This is a genomic window from Hymenobacter translucens, assembly GCF_020685205.1.
Taxonomy (GTDB): Bacteria; Bacteroidota; Bacteroidia; order Cytophagales; family Hymenobacteraceae; genus Hymenobacter; species Hymenobacter translucens.
The window spans coordinates 58,614-75,636 of record NZ_JAJERB010000009.1; the positions used below are offsets into that span (position 1 = coordinate 58,614).

18 protein-coding genes and 4 tRNA genes are annotated in these 17,023 nt (G+C 57.8%); 17 read left to right on the forward strand and 5 right to left on the reverse strand.

The annotated features are described in order from the left end of the window. Positions 1–15 precede the first annotated feature (15 nt). Complete coding sequence (locus tag LJY25_RS17685) at positions 16–612, reverse strand: hypothetical protein (protein WP_227609812.1); 597 nt, start codon at positions 610–612, stop codon at positions 16–18. A gap of 213 nt (positions 613–825) precedes the next feature. Between LJY25_RS17685 and LJY25_RS17690 the strand changes: the two genes are divergently transcribed. Both LJY25_RS17690 and ahcY read left to right on the forward strand, forming a co-directional pair. Further along, positions 826–1,557: a DUF4397 domain-containing protein gene (locus LJY25_RS17690; RefSeq protein ID WP_227609813.1), complete on the forward strand. Its 732-nt coding sequence runs from the start codon at positions 826–828 to the stop codon at positions 1,555–1,557. A 117-nt stretch (positions 1,558–1,674) separates the two neighbouring features. Then, positions 1,675–2,994 (forward strand): adenosylhomocysteinase, encoded by a 1,320-nt coding sequence (ahcY, locus tag LJY25_RS17695; RefSeq protein WP_227609814.1) that lies wholly within the window; start codon positions 1,675–1,677, stop codon positions 2,992–2,994. Positions 2,995–3,064: 70 nt separating this feature from the next. Here ahcY and LJY25_RS17700 read toward each other — a convergent pair whose 3' ends face one another. Beyond that, positions 3,065–3,730, reverse strand: a complete 666-nt coding sequence (locus LJY25_RS17700; RefSeq protein ID WP_227609815.1) for a class I SAM-dependent methyltransferase — start codon at positions 3,728–3,730, stop codon at positions 3,065–3,067. A gap of 192 nt (positions 3,731–3,922) precedes the next feature. Between LJY25_RS17700 and LJY25_RS17705 the strand changes: the two genes are divergently transcribed. The 6 genes from LJY25_RS17705 (at position 3,923) to nadD (ending at position 8,205) form a co-directional block, all read left to right on the forward strand. Continuing rightward, entirely contained in the window at positions 3,923–4,681 is a 759-nt protein-coding gene (locus tag LJY25_RS17705) for a glycosyltransferase family 2 protein (RefSeq protein WP_227609816.1), read from the forward strand. Continuing rightward, positions 4,678–5,763 carry a glycosyltransferase family 9 protein gene (locus tag LJY25_RS17710; RefSeq protein WP_227609817.1) on the forward strand — a complete coding sequence of 362 codons (1,086 nt, stop codon included), beginning with the start codon at positions 4,678–4,680 and terminating at the stop codon, positions 5,761–5,763. The genes LJY25_RS17705 and LJY25_RS17710 overlap by 4 nt, the downstream gene beginning before the upstream one ends. Positions 5,764–6,082: 319 nt before the next feature. Further along, the gene (locus LJY25_RS17715; protein WP_227609818.1) at positions 6,083–6,715 is read left to right on the forward strand and encodes a sigma-70 family RNA polymerase sigma factor; all 633 of its coding nucleotides are present in this window, start codon (positions 6,083–6,085) and stop codon (positions 6,713–6,715) included. 18 nt (positions 6,716–6,733) lie between these two features. Beyond that, complete coding sequence (locus tag LJY25_RS17720; protein WP_227609819.1) at positions 6,734–7,021, forward strand: hypothetical protein; 288 nt, start codon at positions 6,734–6,736, stop codon at positions 7,019–7,021. A 9-nt stretch (positions 7,022–7,030) separates the two neighbouring features. Then, positions 7,031–7,615, forward strand: coding sequence for a guanylate kinase (gene gmk, locus LJY25_RS17725; protein ID WP_227609820.1), 585 nt, complete (start codon positions 7,031–7,033; stop codon positions 7,613–7,615). Next, complete coding sequence (gene nadD, locus LJY25_RS17730; protein ID WP_227609821.1) at positions 7,612–8,205, forward strand: nicotinate (nicotinamide) nucleotide adenylyltransferase; 594 nt, start codon at positions 7,612–7,614, stop codon at positions 8,203–8,205. The genes gmk and nadD overlap by 4 nt, the downstream gene beginning before the upstream one ends. 67 nt (positions 8,206–8,272) lie before the next feature. Here nadD and frr read toward each other — a convergent pair whose 3' ends face one another. From frr to LJY25_RS17745, 3 genes are all read right to left on the reverse strand, one after another. Further along, a complete protein-coding gene (frr, locus tag LJY25_RS17735; RefSeq protein WP_227609822.1) occupies positions 8,273–8,836 on the reverse strand; it encodes a ribosome recycling factor in 564 nt (187 codons plus the stop codon). Positions 8,837–8,908: 72 nt separating this feature from the next. Next, complete coding sequence (pyrH, locus tag LJY25_RS17740) at positions 8,909–9,694, reverse strand: UMP kinase (protein ID WP_227609823.1); 786 nt, start codon at positions 9,692–9,694, stop codon at positions 8,909–8,911. Positions 9,695–9,757: 63 nt separating this feature from the next. Further along, positions 9,758–10,261: a biotin/lipoyl-containing protein gene (locus LJY25_RS17745; protein WP_227609824.1), complete on the reverse strand. Its 504-nt coding sequence runs from the start codon at positions 10,259–10,261 to the stop codon at positions 9,758–9,760. Positions 10,262–10,359: 98 nt separating this feature from the next. Between LJY25_RS17745 and LJY25_RS17750 the strand changes: the two genes are divergently transcribed. The 9 genes from LJY25_RS17750 (at position 10,360) to rplK (ending at position 17,004) form a co-directional block, all read left to right on the forward strand. Then, a complete protein-coding gene (locus LJY25_RS17750) occupies positions 10,360–12,936 on the forward strand; it encodes a M1 family aminopeptidase (protein ID WP_227609826.1) in 2,577 nt (858 codons plus the stop codon). Between the two features lie 225 nt (positions 12,937–13,161). Continuing rightward, positions 13,162–13,241: transfer RNA gene (locus LJY25_RS17755), tRNA-Tyr, on the forward strand. Positions 13,242–13,316: 75 nt separating this feature from the next. Continuing rightward, positions 13,317–13,389 (forward strand) — tRNA-Gly (locus LJY25_RS17760). A 50-nt stretch (positions 13,390–13,439) separates the two neighbouring features. Continuing rightward, positions 13,440–13,511, forward strand: a tRNA-Thr gene (locus LJY25_RS17765). A gap of 161 nt (positions 13,512–13,672) precedes the next feature. Continuing rightward, positions 13,673–14,860 carry an elongation factor Tu gene (gene tuf, locus LJY25_RS17770; RefSeq protein WP_227609827.1) on the forward strand — a complete coding sequence of 396 codons (1,188 nt, stop codon included), beginning with the start codon at positions 13,673–13,675 and terminating at the stop codon, positions 14,858–14,860. A gap of 637 nt (positions 14,861–15,497) precedes the next feature. Beyond that, positions 15,498–15,571: transfer RNA gene (locus tag LJY25_RS17775), tRNA-Trp, on the forward strand. A 49-nt stretch (positions 15,572–15,620) separates the two neighbouring features. Then, positions 15,621–15,815 carry a preprotein translocase subunit SecE gene (secE, locus tag LJY25_RS17780; RefSeq protein WP_227609828.1) on the forward strand — a complete coding sequence of 65 codons (195 nt, stop codon included), beginning with the start codon at positions 15,621–15,623 and terminating at the stop codon, positions 15,813–15,815. 12 nt (positions 15,816–15,827) lie between these two features. Further along, positions 15,828–16,388, forward strand: coding sequence for a transcription termination/antitermination protein NusG (gene nusG, locus LJY25_RS17785; RefSeq protein WP_227609829.1), 561 nt, complete (start codon positions 15,828–15,830; stop codon positions 16,386–16,388). 178 nt (positions 16,389–16,566) lie between these two features. Beyond that, positions 16,567–17,004, forward strand: a complete 438-nt coding sequence (rplK, locus tag LJY25_RS17790) for a 50S ribosomal protein L11 (protein ID WP_227609830.1) — start codon at positions 16,567–16,569, stop codon at positions 17,002–17,004. The last annotated feature ends 19 nt before the right edge of the window (positions 17,005–17,023 follow it).

The following is a 17,023-nucleotide window of genomic DNA, read 5'->3' on the forward strand; positions in this document are numbered from 1 at the left end:
TGCAAAGGAGGAAAACTAGCGCAGGCTCCAGCGGAGCGCCAGCTGGGGCTGGCCAGTGGGCGCTACGGCCAGGCCGACTCCGGTAGGAGCCAGGCGCTGGAAAACCCTGCGGGCAGCGGGCAGGCTGCCATTGTGGGCTTCTACGGCCCGGATCATGTGGTTGTTGGTATTCCGGGTAATGAAGACGTTGCTCAGCAGACTGGTCACGGCAACGCCAACGGCCACTTTTTGCACACTGTTGAAGTACTGCTGCTCATCCTTGGCCAGCACCTGCTGGCTGTACACGAGCACCGAGCTGATAAAGACGACCCGCTCGCCGAGGTGCAGCCACTTCTGGCGGCGGTAGTTGTTCAGGTTGTTCAGCGCGTCCTCGTCACCGGCCAGGTAGGGACGCAGGCGCTGGCCGAAATAGCCGGCGTTCTGGTACTCACCCTCGGAGCTGGTGCGGAAAAAGAAGTTGCGCTGCACGCCGTTCAGGCCCCGCTCCTGGTCTTCCGGGCTCAGGCTGATAGTCGTCGTGGCCGCAGGAGCCGTTTGAGCGGTTGCCTTAAAGCCGAAACAGATCAGCAGGGCGGTCAGGATAATCAGGAGGCGGTGCGAATTCAGGAGCATCGTCGGGCTATATAAGGAAAAGCAGATGACAAAGATAAACCGTGACCGGTTAGATACATACTGCTATAGGTATATCCTTCATAAAAAGATTACCAGTTTGATGGACGGCAGCAGCACCAGACTCCGGGCCCAACAAAAGCAGGTCAGGTTACGTTCTGTGGCAAGTGCAATTTGCATCCACTCCTCTTAAATCTTTCCCTCATGAACCTTTCCATGAATACCATTCGCCGGCATTGGCTGGCAGCTGTTCTTCCCCTCGGCCTCGCCCTCGTCAGCTGCGGTGACGATGAGCCCGAGCCCACTCCCGTAGTGCCCGACCAGGGCCGGGTGATGATGGTCCACGCCGCAGCGAATGCCAACGTAGGCCTGAAATTCCTGGTTGATGACGCGGAAAAAGCCCAGCTGACCTATGGCCAGAACAGCGCCTATCAGAACGTGCAGACCGGCAGCCGGGTGTTTAAGGTAAACGTTGCTGCCTCGGGCTCGAACACGGCTACCGTCACAAGCACCATCGAAAAAGACAAGAGCTATTCCCTGTATGCCTACGCCCCCGGCACCGGCAGCATTGTAAACGGCCTTCTGGTAAACGACGACCTGACGGCCCCGGCCGCCAACATGGCGAAGATCCGGGTGGTACACCTGGCGCAAAGCGCGCCGTCGCCCGTTAAGCTAACCCAGGTAAACGCCGTCGGCTCCACCGACCTGATTACCAACATAGCTTTCGGAACGGCTTCGAGCTACCTCTCCATTAATGCCGGTACCTACAACCTGGCCATTGCCGCCGGCAACCCCAGCATCACGGTGCTTACCGTGGGCGACGGTACCGGCAGCGGCACCGGCTCCAAAAACTACGTAGCCGGCAAAATCTACACTGTGCTGGTGCGTGGCATCTCCAACGTGGATGTAAACCTGCAGCCCAAAGCGGTTATCATCGAAAACAACTAACCGGCCCGCCCTCGTGGTCAAGGAAAGCCCGGACGCTATGTTCGGGCTTTTCCCGTTTGCGGCGAGAACAAATTGAGTAACTTTGTAGTTGACTAGCAACACAAATCAAACTCCATCATGGTGGAAACCACGACGAAAACGTACGTTCCGTACAAAGTAAAGGACATGAGTCTGGCCGAATGGGGCCGTAAGGAAATCCGTCTGGCTGAAGCCGAAATGCCGGGCTTGATGTCCCTGCGTGAGGAGTTTGGCAACGCCAAGCCCCTGGCCGGTGCCCGCATTGCCGGCTGCCTGCACATGACGATTCAGACCGCGGTGCTCATCGAGACCCTGATTGCGCTGGGAGCCGAGGTTACCTGGTCGTCGTGCAACATCTTCTCGACGCAGGACCACGCCGCCGCTGCCATTGCCGCTGCCGGCATCCCGGTGTATGCTTGGAAAGGCATGAACGAAGAGGAGTTCAACTGGTGCATCGAGCAGACGCTGTTCTTCGGCGAAGACCGCCAGCCCCTGAACATGATTCTGGACGACGGTGGTGACCTCACCAACATGGTCTTGAACCAGTTCCCCGAGCTGGCCGCCGGTGTGAAAGGCATTTCCGAGGAAACCACCACCGGCGTACTGCGCCTGATGGACCGCGTGAAAGCCGGCACCCTGCCCATGCCTGCCTTCAACATCAATGACTCGGTTACCAAATCGAAGTTCGACAACAAGTACGGCTGCAAGGAGTCGGCAGTAGACGCTATCCGGCGCGCTACCGACGTGATGATGGCCGGCAAGATTGCCGTGGTAGCCGGCTACGGCGACGTAGGGAAAGGCACTGCCGCTTCGCTGCGTGGTGCCGGAGCCCGCGTTATCGTAACCGAAATTGACCCCATCTGCGCCCTGCAGGCGGCCATGGACGGCTACGCGGTGAAAAAGATGAGCAATGCCATCAAGGAGGCCGACATCGTGGTGACGGCTACCGGCAACTGCGACATCATCACCGAAGAGCACTTCCGCGCCCTCAAGGACAAAGCCATTGTCTGCAACATCGGCCACTTCGACGATGAAATCGACATGGCCTGGCTGAACAGCAACTACGGCCACACCAAGGACACGGTGAAGCCCCAGGTTGACCTGTACAACATCGACGGCAAAGAAGTCATCATCCTGGCCGAAGGCCGTCTGGTAAACCTGGGCTGCGCCACCGGTCACCCCTCGTTTGTGATGTCGAACTCGTTCACCAACCAGACGCTGGCTCAGCTGGAGCTGTGGCAGAACGCGGCCGCCTACGAGAACAAAGTGTATACCCTGCCCAAGCACCTCGATGAGAAGGTTGCCTACCTGCACCTCGCCAAAATCGGTGTGGAGCTGGACGAGCTGAAGCCCAAGCAGGCCCAGTACATCGGCGTGGAGCCCCAGGGGCCTTTCAAGTCGGACCTGTACCGCTACTAGGCTCAAAAGTCAGATCAAACAAAAACCCCGCTCAGGCAGCCTGAGCGGGGTTTTTGTTTAGAGGCGGTTTCTATTTCTCCGCTACAACCAGAAACTGCTTGCCCATTACCTTCCAGGCCAGGGGCATGTTCAGATAAGATTTGACTGTAAGGGGCGTAACCGGCAGGTAGCCGCCGCTTCGGAAGGAAAGGGGAAAGAATCGGTCAATCGTCTTCACGATGGTGAAGCCGGCCCCGTAGAGGTGTTCGGCCACGCCCAGCTCGGTCAGGATAACGGTGTGGTCGGCAAAGTCGAAGTATTCCTTGTAGGTGCACTTGAAGTTGGGCCCCATGATAACGATGCGCCCGCCTTTGCGCATGGCGCCGTGCATACGCTGCAGCATGGTTGCTACCTGCTCCTGCGTTTCGAGGTGCTCCAGAAAGTTGGAGATGAATACTGCATCGAAGTGGTTTTGCGGCAGGTCGACTTCCAGGTTGCTGCCGACGCGGATGGTAACCTCGGGATTGGCGTGCTTGCGGATAAAGTCTTCTTCCAGGTCAATGGTCCACTTCTCGGCAGCCGGCACGGCATTGATAAACTCGCACAGGCCCCCGGCCGGGTCGAGGATCCGCTGGGGCCGGTTGAGGTACCCCTTGTACAGCCAGTGAGCCAGCTCATGCCAGACGATTTGCTTTTTGGCCGTATTCGTATTCTGGAACCGATACTGATAAATGCGGGGGAAATTCATCGTAGCCATTGGGGAGAGTAGCTGAGTGGAGCGTAATTATAAGAATTTATGGCAAAGCAAAAGGCCGAATCAGGCGGCACTGACGAGCTAGGGCACTAGGGCGGCAGGTTTGGGGCGGAGAGGCTGCCCTGGTAGCACCGCCGGATTTGTCGTCGGGCAACAGTAACAAGCTGCCCGCAAATCCGGATATTTGGCCTGCCTATGCCCATTCTCCTCTCGGTCGTCATCATCACCTACAACGAAGAGCGCAATATCGGCCGCTGCCTGCAGGCCCTGGGCGACGTGGCCGACGAGGTGCTGGTGGTGGACTCTTTTTCCACCGACCAGACGGTTGCTATCTGTCAGTCACACGGTGCCCGGGTCGAGCAGCACGCCTTCGAAGGCTATGTGGAGCAGAAAAACTACGCTACCGCCCGGGCCCGGTACGACTATGTGCTCCAGCTCGACGCGGATGAGGTGCTCACCGACGAGCTGCGCCAGAGCATCCGGGAAGCCAAGCAGCGCTGGCAGGGTGCCGGCTACCAGCTGGCCCGGCTTACCAACTACTGTGGCAGCTGGGTGCGGCATGGGGGCTGGTACCCCGACCGCAAGCTTCGGCTCTATGACCGGCGCCTGGGGCGCTGGGAGGGCCTGCTGCTGCACGAACGGTACGAGCCCCGGGCCGGGCAGCCGGTGGGCGTGCTGCCCGGCGACCTGCTGCACTATTCCTACCATTCGGTGGAGCAGCACGTGCAGCAGCTAAACCGCTTCACCAGCATTGCCGCCGACGAGCTGGCGCTGCGCGGCAAAACCCGCGTAACTCTGTTTCACCTGGTGCTGAAGCCGGTCTGGAAGTTCGTGCATGGCTACTTCTTCCGCCTGGGCCTCCTCGATGGGTTTGCGGGCCTGTGCATTGCCGTCATTTCAGCCTGGGGCGTCTTTCTGAAGTTTGCCAAGCTGCGCACGAGGTCCGGCCTATGAAAACGTTTCTCGTTAGTCGGATCGATGCCATCGGCGACGTGGTGCTGACCCTGCCGGTGTGCGGCCGCCTCCGCCAGCTGTTTCCGGGCTGCCGGGTAGTGCTGGTGGGGCGCACCTACACCCGGGCCGTGGCCGAAGCCTGCCCCTGGGTGGATGGATTTCTCAACTACGATGAGCTGCTGCCCCTGCGCCGCCTGGAGCAGGTGCAGATGCTGCGCGACGTAGAGGCCGATGTGGTAATACACGTGTTCCCCAATAAGCTGCTGGCTCGCCTGGCGCGGCGGGCCGGGATTCCGACCCGCATCGGCACGCGCAACCGGTGGTTTCACTGGCTTACCTGTAACCAGCTGGTGTCGCTTAGCCGCCGGCATTCCCCCTTGCACGAGGCTCAGCTTAACCTGCAGCTCCTGGAACCTCTGGAGCATCTGGCCGACTGGAACCCTGCGGGCCCGGCTGCTCGCCCAAAATTTCCGCTCACGCTTGGCGAGGTAGCCGAGCTGGTGCGTCTGCAAGCCGGCAAGGCGTTGGCTGCGGAGTGGCAACAGCTGCTGGCCGCACGGCAGCCGGGTCAGCTCAACGTAGTGCTGCACCCCCGGTCCCGGGGCAGTGCCCGCGAATGGGGCCTGGCGCACTTTGGTGCCCTGGCCCGGCTGCTGCACGAGGCAGGGCACCGCGTGTTCGTGACGGGCACTGCGGCTGAGGGGGAGGAACTGGCATCCTGGCTGCAGGAACACGGGCCGGTACTGGCCGGCAACCTCACCGGCCGCCTGTCCCTGCCGCAGCTGCTGGCCTTTATTGCGGGCGCCGACGGGCTGGTGGCGGGCAGCACGGGTCCTGTGCACCTGGCGGCGGCTCTGGGCCGGTATGCGCTCGGGCTATATCCGCCTATCCGGCCCATGCACCCCGGCCGCTGGGCCCCGCTGGGTGCGCATGCGCACTACCTGGTGTTCGACCGGCCTGACTGTAGCGACTGTCGCAAGCAGCCGGCCGCCTGTACCTGTATCCGGGCTATTGCGTCTTTGCAGGTCCTGGCTCATATTCAGGAGTGGCAGGTTTTACCGCCGCCGGACTCGAAAAGCTGACCCGGTTGGTCAGCAGTCGATGGCCCTGTGCAGCTATCCGTGCCCGGGCCTGCCGGTTTGCGAGTGCAACCTGCGGAGCAGCAAAATCCGTAGGTGATACATTTCCTGCCCCCGTATTGCCCCGGCCAGGCCGGAAAATATCGGACCGGAGACCCACCTTCCTTTCTGGGTATTCGGTTTTATCTATAGATTTTCCGTAATGGCAGCGTAGTACTACCTGGTGTTCCTTCCCGACGCTGGCAGTGCAAGCAGGTATATTTTTTACATTTGTCGGTAGGCTGCTGGTATTCAATTGCCTTCAGTCGTAACTTTTCCGTCCATGAGCGACTCTCCCGAACGGGTACCCAAACTAAGCAAAGAAGAAAAGGACCGCCGGTTTCAGGCTGAACTGATGCCGGTGCTGGACCCACTTTACAACTTTGCCTATCGCCTTACGCTCGACGAAGACGATGCAAATGACTTAGTACAGGAAACTTATTTAAAAGCGTATCGCTTCTTTGAGTACTTCGAGCAGGGAACAAACGCCAAAGCGTGGCTGTTTCGCATCCTGAAAAACTCGTTTATTAACGACTTTCGCAAGAAGAGTAAACAACCCGCCAAAGTCGACTACAGCGAAATTGAAGGGTATTACAACACGGAAGATGTTGAGGCCGACGGTGACGCCGGCAGCACCTCCTCTGATATGCGGCAGCAGTCTGTGCGCGACCTCATCGGCGACGAAGTGGCCAGCGCACTCAACTCACTGCCCGTGGATTTTCGCACCGTCATTATCCTCTGCGACCTGGAAGGGTTCACCTACGAGGAAATGGCCAAAGTGCTGGATATCCCGATCGGAACGGTTCGCTCCCGCTTGCACCGGGCCCGCAACTTCCTGAAGGAGAAGCTGGAGAAATACGCCAAGTCCATGGGGTATGGCAACGAAGAAGACCTTGACACTTTAGATAACGACTAACCAAACCTGGTTCCACCTATGGAAGCTACCTCTACTACCAAAACCAACGAATCGGAAGCCCCTGCCAACGGCGCCGACTGTGAACGCGTGAATACTATTCTTGATCAGCTTATTGTGGGCACTGCCCCCAGCGCGGAAGATGAGGATTATATCATCAGCCACGCTGACGACTGCTCTCCCTGCTTCGATAGCATTGATAAGCAGCGCATTTTCGTCGGTTTCCTGACCGAGCATGTGGGCCGCAAAGGGGTGCCCACCAGCCTTTCTCAGACCATCCTGGCGAGAGTTCAGGCCGAAATGGCCTAAGTTTGCCCTATGCAGGGTAAAATCATCGTGTTTTCGGCTCCCTCCGGAGCCGGCAAGACTACTATCGTACACCGGCTGCTGGATCGGATTCCAGAGCTGAGCTTCTCCATCTCGGCCTGTACCCGCGACCGTCGCGGGCGCACCGAGGCCAACGGCAAGGACTACTATTTCATGTCCGTGCAGGAATTTCAGGAACACATCCGCCAGGATGCTTTCGTGGAATGGGAAGAGGTGTACGAGGGAGCCTTCTATGGCACGTTGAAATCCGAGATTGAGCGCATCTGGGAAAGCGGCAAGCACGCCATCCTGGATGTCGATGTAAAGGGCGGCCTCAGCATCAAGGAATTTTACAAAGACCGGGCCCTGGCTTTGTTTGTAAAGCCGCCTTCGCTTGAGGTGCTCGAGGCCCGCCTGCGGACCCGGGCTACCGACTCCGCCGCCAGCATCTCGTCCCGCCTGTACAAAGCCAACTTCGAGCTTACCTTCGAAGACCGCTTCGACTCTACTATCGTCAACGACGACCTTGATGAAGCCTCGGCCCAGGCTGAAAAGCTGGTGCGGGACTTCATTATCGCCGAGCCTGCCATTCTGTGAGTTCAGCTTCTGCCGTCAAAGTGGGGCTGCTCTTTGGCTCCTTCAACCCCCTGCACACCGGGCATCTCATCCTGGCCCACTTCATGGCCACGCATACCGATCTGGATGCCGTGTGGCTGGTAGTGTCGCCCCAGAGCCCGTTCAAGATGGAGCAGCAGGAGCTGCTGCCGGGGGAGCAGCGCTTGGAACTGGTTAACCTCGCCATACGCCACAACGACCGGCTCCGCGCCCTCGACGTGGAGTTCAGCATGCCCAAGCCCAGCTACACCATCGATACGCTCGACGAGCTGCGCCAGCAATACCCCGACCACCGCTTTGTGCTGCTGATGGGTGAGGACAACCTGCCCGGCTTGCCCCGTTGGAAGCAGGCCGACCGCATTCTGGCCGAGCACGAAGTGTACGTGTATCCCCGGCCCGGCGTGGATGCCACAGCTGTAAATGCCCATCCCGGCGTACGCGTGGTAGATGCGCCGCTGCTGGACATATCCGCCACCTTTATCCGGGACTGCGTCCGTACCGGCAAGTCGATTCGCTACCTGGTGCCCGAGGCCGTAGAAGAGCAGATTATCCGGCAGGGCTACTGGAAGTAGATGCAGTTAAAACGAAAAAGCCCCACCGGTTATCCGGCGGGGCTTTTTTATTCCTCGAAAGGTTGAATCAGATAGTCATGATTTCACTTTCCTTCTTGCTCGTCAGGTCATCAATCTTGCTGATGTAGCTGTCGGTAGCTTTCTGCACTTTGGCTTCGGCATCCTTGATGGAGTCTTCGGCCGCGCCCTCCTTGAGGAGCTTGCGTAGCGACTCGTTCACATCTTTGCGGATAGCGCGAATCCGCACCTTGCCGGCCTCCGATTCAGTCTTGGCCTGCTTTACCAGGTCGCGGCGGCGCTCCTCGGTCATGGGCGGAATGTTCAGGCGTACGCCTTCGGCATCGGACTGGGGGTTCAGGCCCAGGTCGCTGTTCTTGATAGCCTTGGCTACCTCCGCAATCATATTTTTCTCCCAGGGCTTGATGAACAGCGTGCGGGCGTCGGGAGTGTTCACGTTGGCAATCTGCGCGATGGGCGTAGGCGTGCCGTAGTAATCGACGCGCAGGCTCTCAAGCATCGCCGGGGAAGCTTTGCCCGCCCGAATGCGGCTTAGCTCCAGACCCGTGTGCTGCAGCGCTTTGCCCATCGATTCTTCGGCTTCGCTCAGATAAAACTGAATTTCTTCGTCCATGTGTTTTTAAAGTTGAAGGTTGAATGCGGAGTGTTGGATAGGAGGCAGCGGGAAGCCAGACCTGCGCCGGCTCTAAACCTGGCCAGCCGAAGCTTCCACGTCAGAAGCCATTGCCTGGGGAGCGGCAAGACCGGCCTGACTGCTGCTGTTGGTCATGCTGACCCGGGTGCCGACGCTTTCGCCGGCGAGCAGACGCTGTAGGTTACCCGTTTTGTTGATATCGAATACGATGATGGGCAGGTTGTTTTCCTTGCACAGGGTAAAAGCCGTCATGTCCATCACGTTGAGGTTTTTCTCCAGCACCTCGTCGAAGGTAATTTCCTCGTAGCGGATGGCGTTGGGGTCTTTCTCCGGGTCGGCGGTGTAGATGCCGTCCACGCGGGTGCCCTTCAGCACCACGTCGGCTTCAATCTCAATGGCCCGCAGCGAAGCGGCCGAGTCGGTCGTGAAATAAGGGGAGCCGATGCCCGCTCCGAAAATGACCACCCGACCTTTTTCGAGGTGGCGCAGGGCCCGGCGCCGGATGTAAGGCTCGCACACCCGCTGGATCGTGACGCCCGAGAGCAGCCGCGTGTTCACCTGCAGCTTTTCCAGCGCGCTCTGCAGGGCCATCGAGTTGATAACCGTCGCCAGCATGCCCATGTAGTCGCCCTGTACGCGGTCGAGCCCGAAGGCTTCGGCCTGTACGCCGCGGAAGATGTTGCCCCCGCCAATTACAACGGCGACCTGCACGCCAGTAGCGGCTACGGCTTTGATTTCTTCGGCGTACTGCATCAGCCGGTTGGCGTCGATGCCGTACTGTTGCTGGCCCATCAGGGCTTCCCCGCTTAGCTTCAGCAGAATTCGGTTGTACTTCAAGTTAAAAAGGGTGTTAGCGTGAAATGCGAGTATTAGGGCCTGCCGGGAGGGCAGGGGAGGAGCCTAGCTGAACTGAATCAGAACCTGCCCCTTGTTGACGTTGTCGCGCTGGCCGACTTTGATGCTGCTGACGGTGGCATCGGCGGGAGCTTTGAGGATGTTTTCCATTTTCATGGCCTCGAGCACGAGCAGCGGGTCGCCTTTCTGGACCGCCTGACCTACCTCTACGCGGATATCCACAATGAGGCCCGGCATCGGAGCCTTCAGCTCATTCACCTTGTTGGCAGCGGCATCCGACATTCCCAGCTTTTCGAGCAGCAAATCAAACCGGTCCTTGGCCTGCACCTGCAGGAGTCGGCCGTTGAGCTTGAGCTGAATGGTTTTGCTCTGGTAGTCGGCCTCCACCAGCTCGGCCGTGTAGGAGCGGCCTTCGTGCAAAAGGTGGAAGCGGTTTGGTCCGAGCCGTACCAGATCCCAGGCAAAGGGTTCGTTGTTGACGATAATGGTGCCGTTGGGCTGGTAGTCAACTTCCCAAGTGGTGTCGGGTCCGGTACGTACCTGTAGCATAGAGCGGGAAAAGCGGGTGGGCGGAAAAGGGCTTAAAGATAGGCCAAATCTGAAATAATTTCGGAACTTGAGGCCACGTTTCCTATTGTCCGCCCCGCATGAAATACTCGGTCCTCGGCGCTATCTGCCTGGTCCTCGCCTCCTACCTCTCCGTTTCCGCACAGTCCGGTAAGAATACGAAACCGGCCACGAATAAAACCGCTACCCGCAAGAAGACCCTGACCGTGGCTGAGCCGCCCGTCAGCGAGTCCACTATTATCGTTCCCAACTGGCTGCCGCCCGCTAACCCGGTGCAGCCGGCCGCTACTATTGTCACCGACCTGCTCCATACCCGCCTCGACCTGCGCTTCGACTGGGCCAAACAGTACGTCTATGGCACCGCCGTGCTGACGGTGCGCCCGCACTTCTACCCCCAGAAACAGCTGGTGCTCGACGCCAAGGGCTTTGAAATCAAGAATATCCGGCTGCTGTCCAACGGCAAGGAAAAAGCGCTGACGTACAGCTACGACAAGCGCAAGCTCGTTGTCAACCTCGACCGGCAGTACACCCGCACCGAGCCCTACCAGGTCAGCATCAACTACATCGCTAACCCCAATGCCCTGGCCGCCGGGGGCAGTGAGGCCATCCGTTCCGACAAAGGCCTGTACTTCATCAACCCGCTCGGCACCGATAAGAAAAAGCCGAAGCAGCTCTGGACCCAGGGCGAGACGGAGGCCAACTCGGCCTGGTTTCCCACTATCGACAAGCCCAACCAGCGCATGACTCAGGAAATTTCCCTGACGGTGGACGGCGCGTTTAAAACCCTGTCGAATGGCCTGCTGATTTCCTCTAAGAAAAACGCCGATGGTACCCGTACCGACGTCTGGAAGCAGAGCGTACCGGCTGCGCCTTACCTGACGATGATTGCCGTGGGCGACTTTGCCGTGGTGAACGATACCTGGCGGGGCAAGGCCGTGGACTATTACGTGCAGCCGAAGTTTCAGAATACGGCCAAGGCGGTGTTCGGCAATACGCCGGCCATGATGGACTTCTTCTCCAAGCGGCTGGGCATTGACTTTCCCTGGGAAAAGTACGCGCAGATTGCCGTTTACGACTTCGTGTCGGGAGCCATGGAAAATGCTTCCGCCGTCACGTTTCGTCAGGAAGACACCCAGCTGACCCGCCGGGAGCTGCTGGACCGCAACGCCGACGACGTCATTGCCCACGAGCTGTTTCACCACTGGTTTGGTGACTACGTTACCTGCGAGTCCTGGTCAAATCTGGCATTGAACGAGTCGTTTGCCGACTACTCCGAGTTCCTGTGGTCGGAGTATAAGTACGGAGCCGACCAGGCCGCCCTTATTCAGCAGCAGAAGCTCGATATCTACCTGCAGGAAGCTCAGAGCAAGCGGGAGCCTATCATCCGGTACCAGTATGCCAACCGCGAGGATATGCTCGACGGCCACAGCTACCAGAAGGGCGGTCGGGTGCTGCACATGCTGCGCAAGTACGTGGGCGACGATGCCTTCTTCCTGGCCCTGAACCGCTACCTGAACGAGCACAAGCTGGGCACTGCCGAAATTGCGGACCTGCGCCTGGCTTTCGAAGAAGTGACCGGGGAAGACCTGATGTGGTTTTTCGACCAGTGGTTTATGAAGCGCGGTCACCCGGAACTCAAGGTTACCCACAGCTACAACAACGGGCAGGTCAGCCTGAAGGTCGAGCAGCGGCAGGATTCCACGTTTACGCCAATTTACCGCCTGCCCGTCACGGTTACCACCTGGGTGAACAACCAGCCCACTGACCACCGCATCGTCGTCAGCAAGATGGTGCAGACCTTCCAGCTGCCGGTTTCGCAGCGCCCCAGCCTGGTGAAGTTTGATGCCGAAGGGCAGCTGCTGGCCCAGATTGAGGAGGAGCGCACCCAGGAAGAGCTGCTCTACCAGTACTACCACGCCCGCAACTACCTGCAGAAGTACGAAGCCATCGAGCAGCTGCGCAACAAGAAGGACGACCTGACGGTCAGCGCCATGCTGCGCAACGCCCTCAACGACCCCTTCTGGGCCGTACGGCAGGCGTCGCTGGAGTCGCTGCGAAAGTACAAGGGTGCGGAAGGCAATGCCGTACGCAAGGAAATCCAGCGGGTAGCCGCTTCCGATCCGAAAAGCCAGGTGCGGGCGGCTGCCCTCGCCGTGCTTTCCTCGTTCCCGAACGAAGACTTTGGAGCCACCTACCTGGCTGCCCTCAACGACAGTTCCTACCTCGTGGTGGGCTCGGCTATCGAGGCGCTGGCCAAGGCGCCAAACGTAGCCGCCCGGGACCGGATAGCCACGCTTCAGGAAACGCCCAGCGCCAGCCTGCTTACGGCCCTTTCCAGCTACTATGCCAGCAACGGGTCCATCGACCAGTACCAGTGGTACCTGCGCCGGCTTGACGATGTAAACGAAGAAGACCTGTACGCTTACCTGCAGAACTTCGGCACCTTTATGCAGCGCATGCCCGTGATTGAGCGGGAAAAGGGCGTTAAGCGCCTTGAAACCTATGCCCGTACCCATCCGCAGTACTACGTGCGGCTCGGGGCTTACCGGGCCCTCAGCTCCCTGGTGCAAAGCAGCCCCAATCTGAAAGCCGTGCTCGACGATATTCGCAATAAGGAAAAGGATGAGCGGCTCAAGACCTTCTACAGCCTGATGTAGCCGGCGCCGGCGCACCAACTATTTCAGGGAGGCGGCAAAGTATAAAGGTCTCGTGCACAACGTACAGAGACTTTGGTGCAAAAAATAATTACAAGCTTTTTGCCCTTCGGCTTGACTTGCATCAGAAAGCCGCTAATTTTGCAACTCCTTTCGCCACCCTCCCACTTATAAGGGGGAATGATTGAAGGGAAAAGTTGGGGCAGACGGCCCTGAAAAAACAAAGCTGGGGGTATCGCATAGCGGCAATTGCGGGTGACTGTAACTCACCTCCTTCGGGTTCATAGGTTCGAGTCCTGTTACCCCCACACAGTAAGTCAGTAAACAAGCGAAGTGGCCAGCGCACACCGCTTTCTTGTTTACAGCTCACTTCATCACTCCCTGCGGGAGTAGCTCAGTTGGTAGAGCGACAGCCTTCCAAGCTGTAGGTCGCGAGTTCGAACCTCGTCTCCCGCTCACTTGATTGCTACCGGCTTCTGGCCGACGGTAATCAGAATAAAGAATAAGCCGTTTTAGCTCAGTGGTAGAGCACTTCCTTGGTAAGGAAGAGGTCATGGGTTCAAATCCCATAAATGGCTCTGAATACGAGTACCGACGGAGCAGCGCGACTGCACCGTTTGGATCTGTCAGACAGGAAAAGCGACATGCACAAGCCTTCATTGGAGTTGCATTTCGCTTTCTTGCGGTATAGTTCAGTCGCGTTTCCTCATCACCCCACATCTCTTTTAATCTCTTTACAATGGCTAAAGAAAATTTTGATCGTTCCAAACCGCACGTGAACATCGGTACCATCGGGCACGTGGACCACGGCAAAACGACCCTGACCGCTGCTATCACCACGGTACTGGCGAACAAAGGTCTGGCCGCTAAGCGTGACTTCTCGTCGATCGACAACGCTCCCGAAGAAAAAGAGCGTGGTATCACGATCAACACGGCACACGTTGAGTACTCGACGGTAAACCGTCACTACGCTCACGTTGACTGCCCCGGTCACGCTGACTACGTGAAGAACATGGTAACGGGTGCTGCCCAGATGGACGGTGCTATCCTCGTGGTAGCTGCCACCGACGGCCCCATGCCCCAGACCCGTGAGCACATCCTGCTGGCTCGCCAGGTAGGTGTACCCCAGCTGGTGGTATTCATGAACAAAGTTGACATGGTGGACGACCCCGAGCTCCTCGAGCTGGTGGAGATGGAAATCCGTGAGCTGCTTTCGTTCTACGACTTCGACGGCGACAACATCCCCGTAATTCAGGGTTCCGCTCTGGGCGGCCTGAACGGCGACGCTACCTGGGTTCCCAAGATCGAGGAGCTGATGGACGCTGTTGACTCCTTCATTCCGATTCCCGCTCGTCTGACCGACCTGCCCTTCCTGATGCCCGTTGAGGACGTGTTCTCGATCACGGGTCGTGGTACGGTTGCTACCGGCCGTATCGAGCGTGGTATCATCAACTCGGGTGAGCAGGTTGATATCCTCGGCATGGGTGCCGAAGGTCTGAAGTCGACTGTAACCGGTGTTGAGATGTTCCGCAAGATCCTCGACCGCGGCGAAGCGGGCGACAACGTAGGTCTGCTGCTCCGTGGCATTGAAAAAGAGGCTATCCGTCGTGGCATGGTTATCTGCAAGCCCGGCTCGGTAACTCCCCACATGAAGTTCAAGGCTGAGGTTTACGTTCTCTCGAAAGAGGAAGGTGGCCGTCACACGCCCTTCTTCAACAACTACCGTCCCCAGTTCTACCTGCGCACCACCGATGTTACGGGTATCATCACCCTGCCCGAAGGTGTTGAAATGGTAATGCCTGGTGACAACATCACCATCACCGTTGAGCTGATCAACAAGGTGGCGATGGAGAAAGGCCTGCGCTTCGCTATCCGCGAAGGTGGCCGTACGGTAGGTGCCGGTCAGGTAACCGAAATCCTCGACTAGTTTGCCGCGTAAGCGCTAAATAAAAAAAGCCTCTGAGAAATCAGAGGCTTTTTTTATGCCCATATCAGGCCTCGTGGCTTCTGTTGCCAAGCTATTACCGCAGATTGTCTAAAAAGCTACGACGGTACTCTTCGCCCCACTGCTGCTGACAGTCTGCCTAAAAGTAGACCCGGAGCCACCCGGACGGAACTGCTTAGTACCCATAGCCGACGGATAGAGAGCATTACTTTGCTTATATCAGTAGCTGCCGCCTTTGGGCACCAGTGTAGTTGCCTTGAACGCTCCCGACTTGTCGCATCGATAACACCTGCGGCCTTGAGCCTAGTGGCCGTTATGAATTTGCCGACGAAGCCGCATCTGGCTCCGGCCACGTCGGCCCGGTACCTGGCAGTACCTTTTTAGTAAAACCCTGGTTGAGACGTTTCTGAACGGGGTATCTACTGCCTGGCAAGTAACGCAGTTAACTTCAAGCCGCACAAAGCTGGTTAGCGCCGACGGAATGGGGAATATTTACGTGGCCTGCTCGGCAGGATCACTCTTTTTCTTAAAAAGGTTAGGGTGATATACTTCCCTTTTCATTTGTTCTTTTTACCTTTGCACTCCCATAACCACAATTTCGGAAGTGGGGTTATTCCTTACGAGTGTAGTTCAAGGGTAGAATAGAGGTCTCCAAAACCTTTGATGGGAGTTCGAATCTCTCCACTCGTGCCAAAAGACCGGTTGTCGGTCACGATTATAGCAGCCAACAGGCAGTAACACCATGGACAAGCTGACGAAGTATTTCCGCGACACTACTGAGGAGATGCGTTACAAGGTAACGTGGCCTTCTTTCGAAGAACTGCAGAAGAGCGCTGGCCTGGTGCTGATTGGCTCCCTGGTGTTTGCCGTCGTTGTTGGTTTGATGGACCTGGTCTTCAAAACCGGCCTCGAAGCATTTTACAATTCATTCCGTTAATCGGCTGATCTAATGGGAGAGTTGAAGTGGTACGTTGTCCGTTCCGTGAGCGGGCAGGAGAAGAAGGCCAAGCAGTACCTTGAAACCGAGATTGGCCGCCATGGCCTCACGGAACTGGTACCGCAGGTGCTGATTCCGGCCGAGAAGGTCTACGAGATGCGCAACGGCAAGAAGCGGGTGCGCGAGCGTAACTTCTTCCCCGGCTACATTCTGATCCACGCGGATCTGTCGCACGGCGAAGTTGACCACATTATCACCAGCACGCCCGGGGTTCTGGGCTTCCTGAGCGATAAGGAAGGCAAAACCACCAATACCAAGCCCGTGCCCCTGCGTCTGGCCGAAGTAAACCGCATCCTCGGCATCGTGGATGAGACTGAGGAGGAAACGGCCTCGCTCGAGACGCCCTTCATTACCGGCGAGCTGGTAAAGGTGGTCGACGGCGCCTTCAGCGGCTTCTCGGGTACGGTAAGCGAGGTTTTCGAAGAGCGCAAGAAGCTCAACGTAATCGTCAAGATCTTCGGCCGCAGCACGCCGATGGAGCTGAGCTACACCCAGGTCGAAAAAGAGTCCTAAGTAACGGCAGAAGCTGATGTTGAGCGTCACGGTACGCTTTGCACCAGCTTTTCGCTGCTAACAAGATACACGTCGTCGGTTGTCCGCTCCGGGCCGACGGTGCTTCCACCAGGAGCTGTTTATTTAAACTGAGGGCAGCTGGTGTTACGACCATCCTGCCCGAAGCCTTTCAAACCTAATGGCCAAAGAAATTAGAGGTTATCTGCGTCTGCAGATAAAGGGAGGCGCTGCGAACCCTTCGCCGCCGGTTGGACCTGCACTTGGTAGCAAAGGCCTTAACATCATGGAGTTCTGCAAGCAGTTCAATGCTCGCACCCAGGATAAGGCCGGCCAAGTATGTCCCGTTCTGATCACCATGTACACCGACAAGTCGTTTGACTTCGTGGTGAAAACCCCGCCCGCCCCGGTAATGCTCTTGGAAGCTGCAAAGCTGCAGAGCGGCTCGAAAGAGCCCAACCGGAACAAGGTAGGCTCGGTTACCTGGGATCAGGTGCGCCAGATTGCTGAAGTGAAAATGCCCGACCTCAACGCTTTCAAGATTGAGTCGGCCATGAAGCTGGTAGCTGGTACGGCCCGCAGCATGGGTATCACCATCAAAGGTGACGCTCCTTTCTAACTTTTAATCCAAGAAAAAC

Excerpts from the sequence above, each read along its gene's own strand:
- LJY25_RS17685 (WP_227609812.1), bottom strand. The coding sequence starts at position 612 with ATGCTCCTGAATTCGCACCGCCTCCTGATTATCCTGACCGCCCTGCTG.
- LJY25_RS17690 (WP_227609813.1), top strand. The coding sequence starts at position 826 with ATGAATACCATTCGCCGGCATTGGCTGGCAGCTGTTCTTCCCCTCGGC.
- ahcY (WP_227609814.1), top strand. The coding sequence starts at position 1,675 with ATGGTGGAAACCACGACGAAAACGTACGTTCCGTACAAAGTAAAGGAC.
- LJY25_RS17700 (WP_227609815.1), bottom strand. The coding sequence starts at position 3,730 with ATGGCTACGATGAATTTCCCCCGCATTTATCAGTATCGGTTCCAGAAT.
- LJY25_RS17705 (WP_227609816.1), top strand. The coding sequence starts at position 3,923 with ATGCCCATTCTCCTCTCGGTCGTCATCATCACCTACAACGAAGAGCGC.
- LJY25_RS17710 (WP_227609817.1), top strand. The coding sequence starts at position 4,678 with ATGAAAACGTTTCTCGTTAGTCGGATCGATGCCATCGGCGACGTGGTG.
- LJY25_RS17715 (WP_227609818.1), top strand. The coding sequence starts at position 6,083 with ATGAGCGACTCTCCCGAACGGGTACCCAAACTAAGCAAAGAAGAAAAG.
- LJY25_RS17720 (WP_227609819.1), top strand. The coding sequence starts at position 6,734 with ATGGAAGCTACCTCTACTACCAAAACCAACGAATCGGAAGCCCCTGCC.
- gmk (WP_227609820.1), top strand. The coding sequence starts at position 7,031 with ATGCAGGGTAAAATCATCGTGTTTTCGGCTCCCTCCGGAGCCGGCAAG.
- frr (WP_227609822.1), bottom strand. The coding sequence starts at position 8,836 with ATGGACGAAGAAATTCAGTTTTATCTGAGCGAAGCCGAAGAATCGATG.
- LJY25_RS17745 (WP_227609824.1), bottom strand. The coding sequence starts at position 10,261 with ATGCTACAGGTACGTACCGGACCCGACACCACTTGGGAAGTTGACTAC.
- LJY25_RS17750 (WP_227609826.1), top strand. The coding sequence starts at position 10,360 with ATGAAATACTCGGTCCTCGGCGCTATCTGCCTGGTCCTCGCCTCCTAC.
- tuf (WP_227609827.1), top strand. The coding sequence starts at position 13,673 with ATGGCTAAAGAAAATTTTGATCGTTCCAAACCGCACGTGAACATCGGT.
- secE (WP_227609828.1), top strand. The coding sequence starts at position 15,621 with ATGGACAAGCTGACGAAGTATTTCCGCGACACTACTGAGGAGATGCGT.
- nusG (WP_227609829.1), top strand. The coding sequence starts at position 15,828 with ATGGGAGAGTTGAAGTGGTACGTTGTCCGTTCCGTGAGCGGGCAGGAG.
- rplK (WP_227609830.1), top strand. The coding sequence starts at position 16,567 with ATGGCCAAAGAAATTAGAGGTTATCTGCGTCTGCAGATAAAGGGAGGC.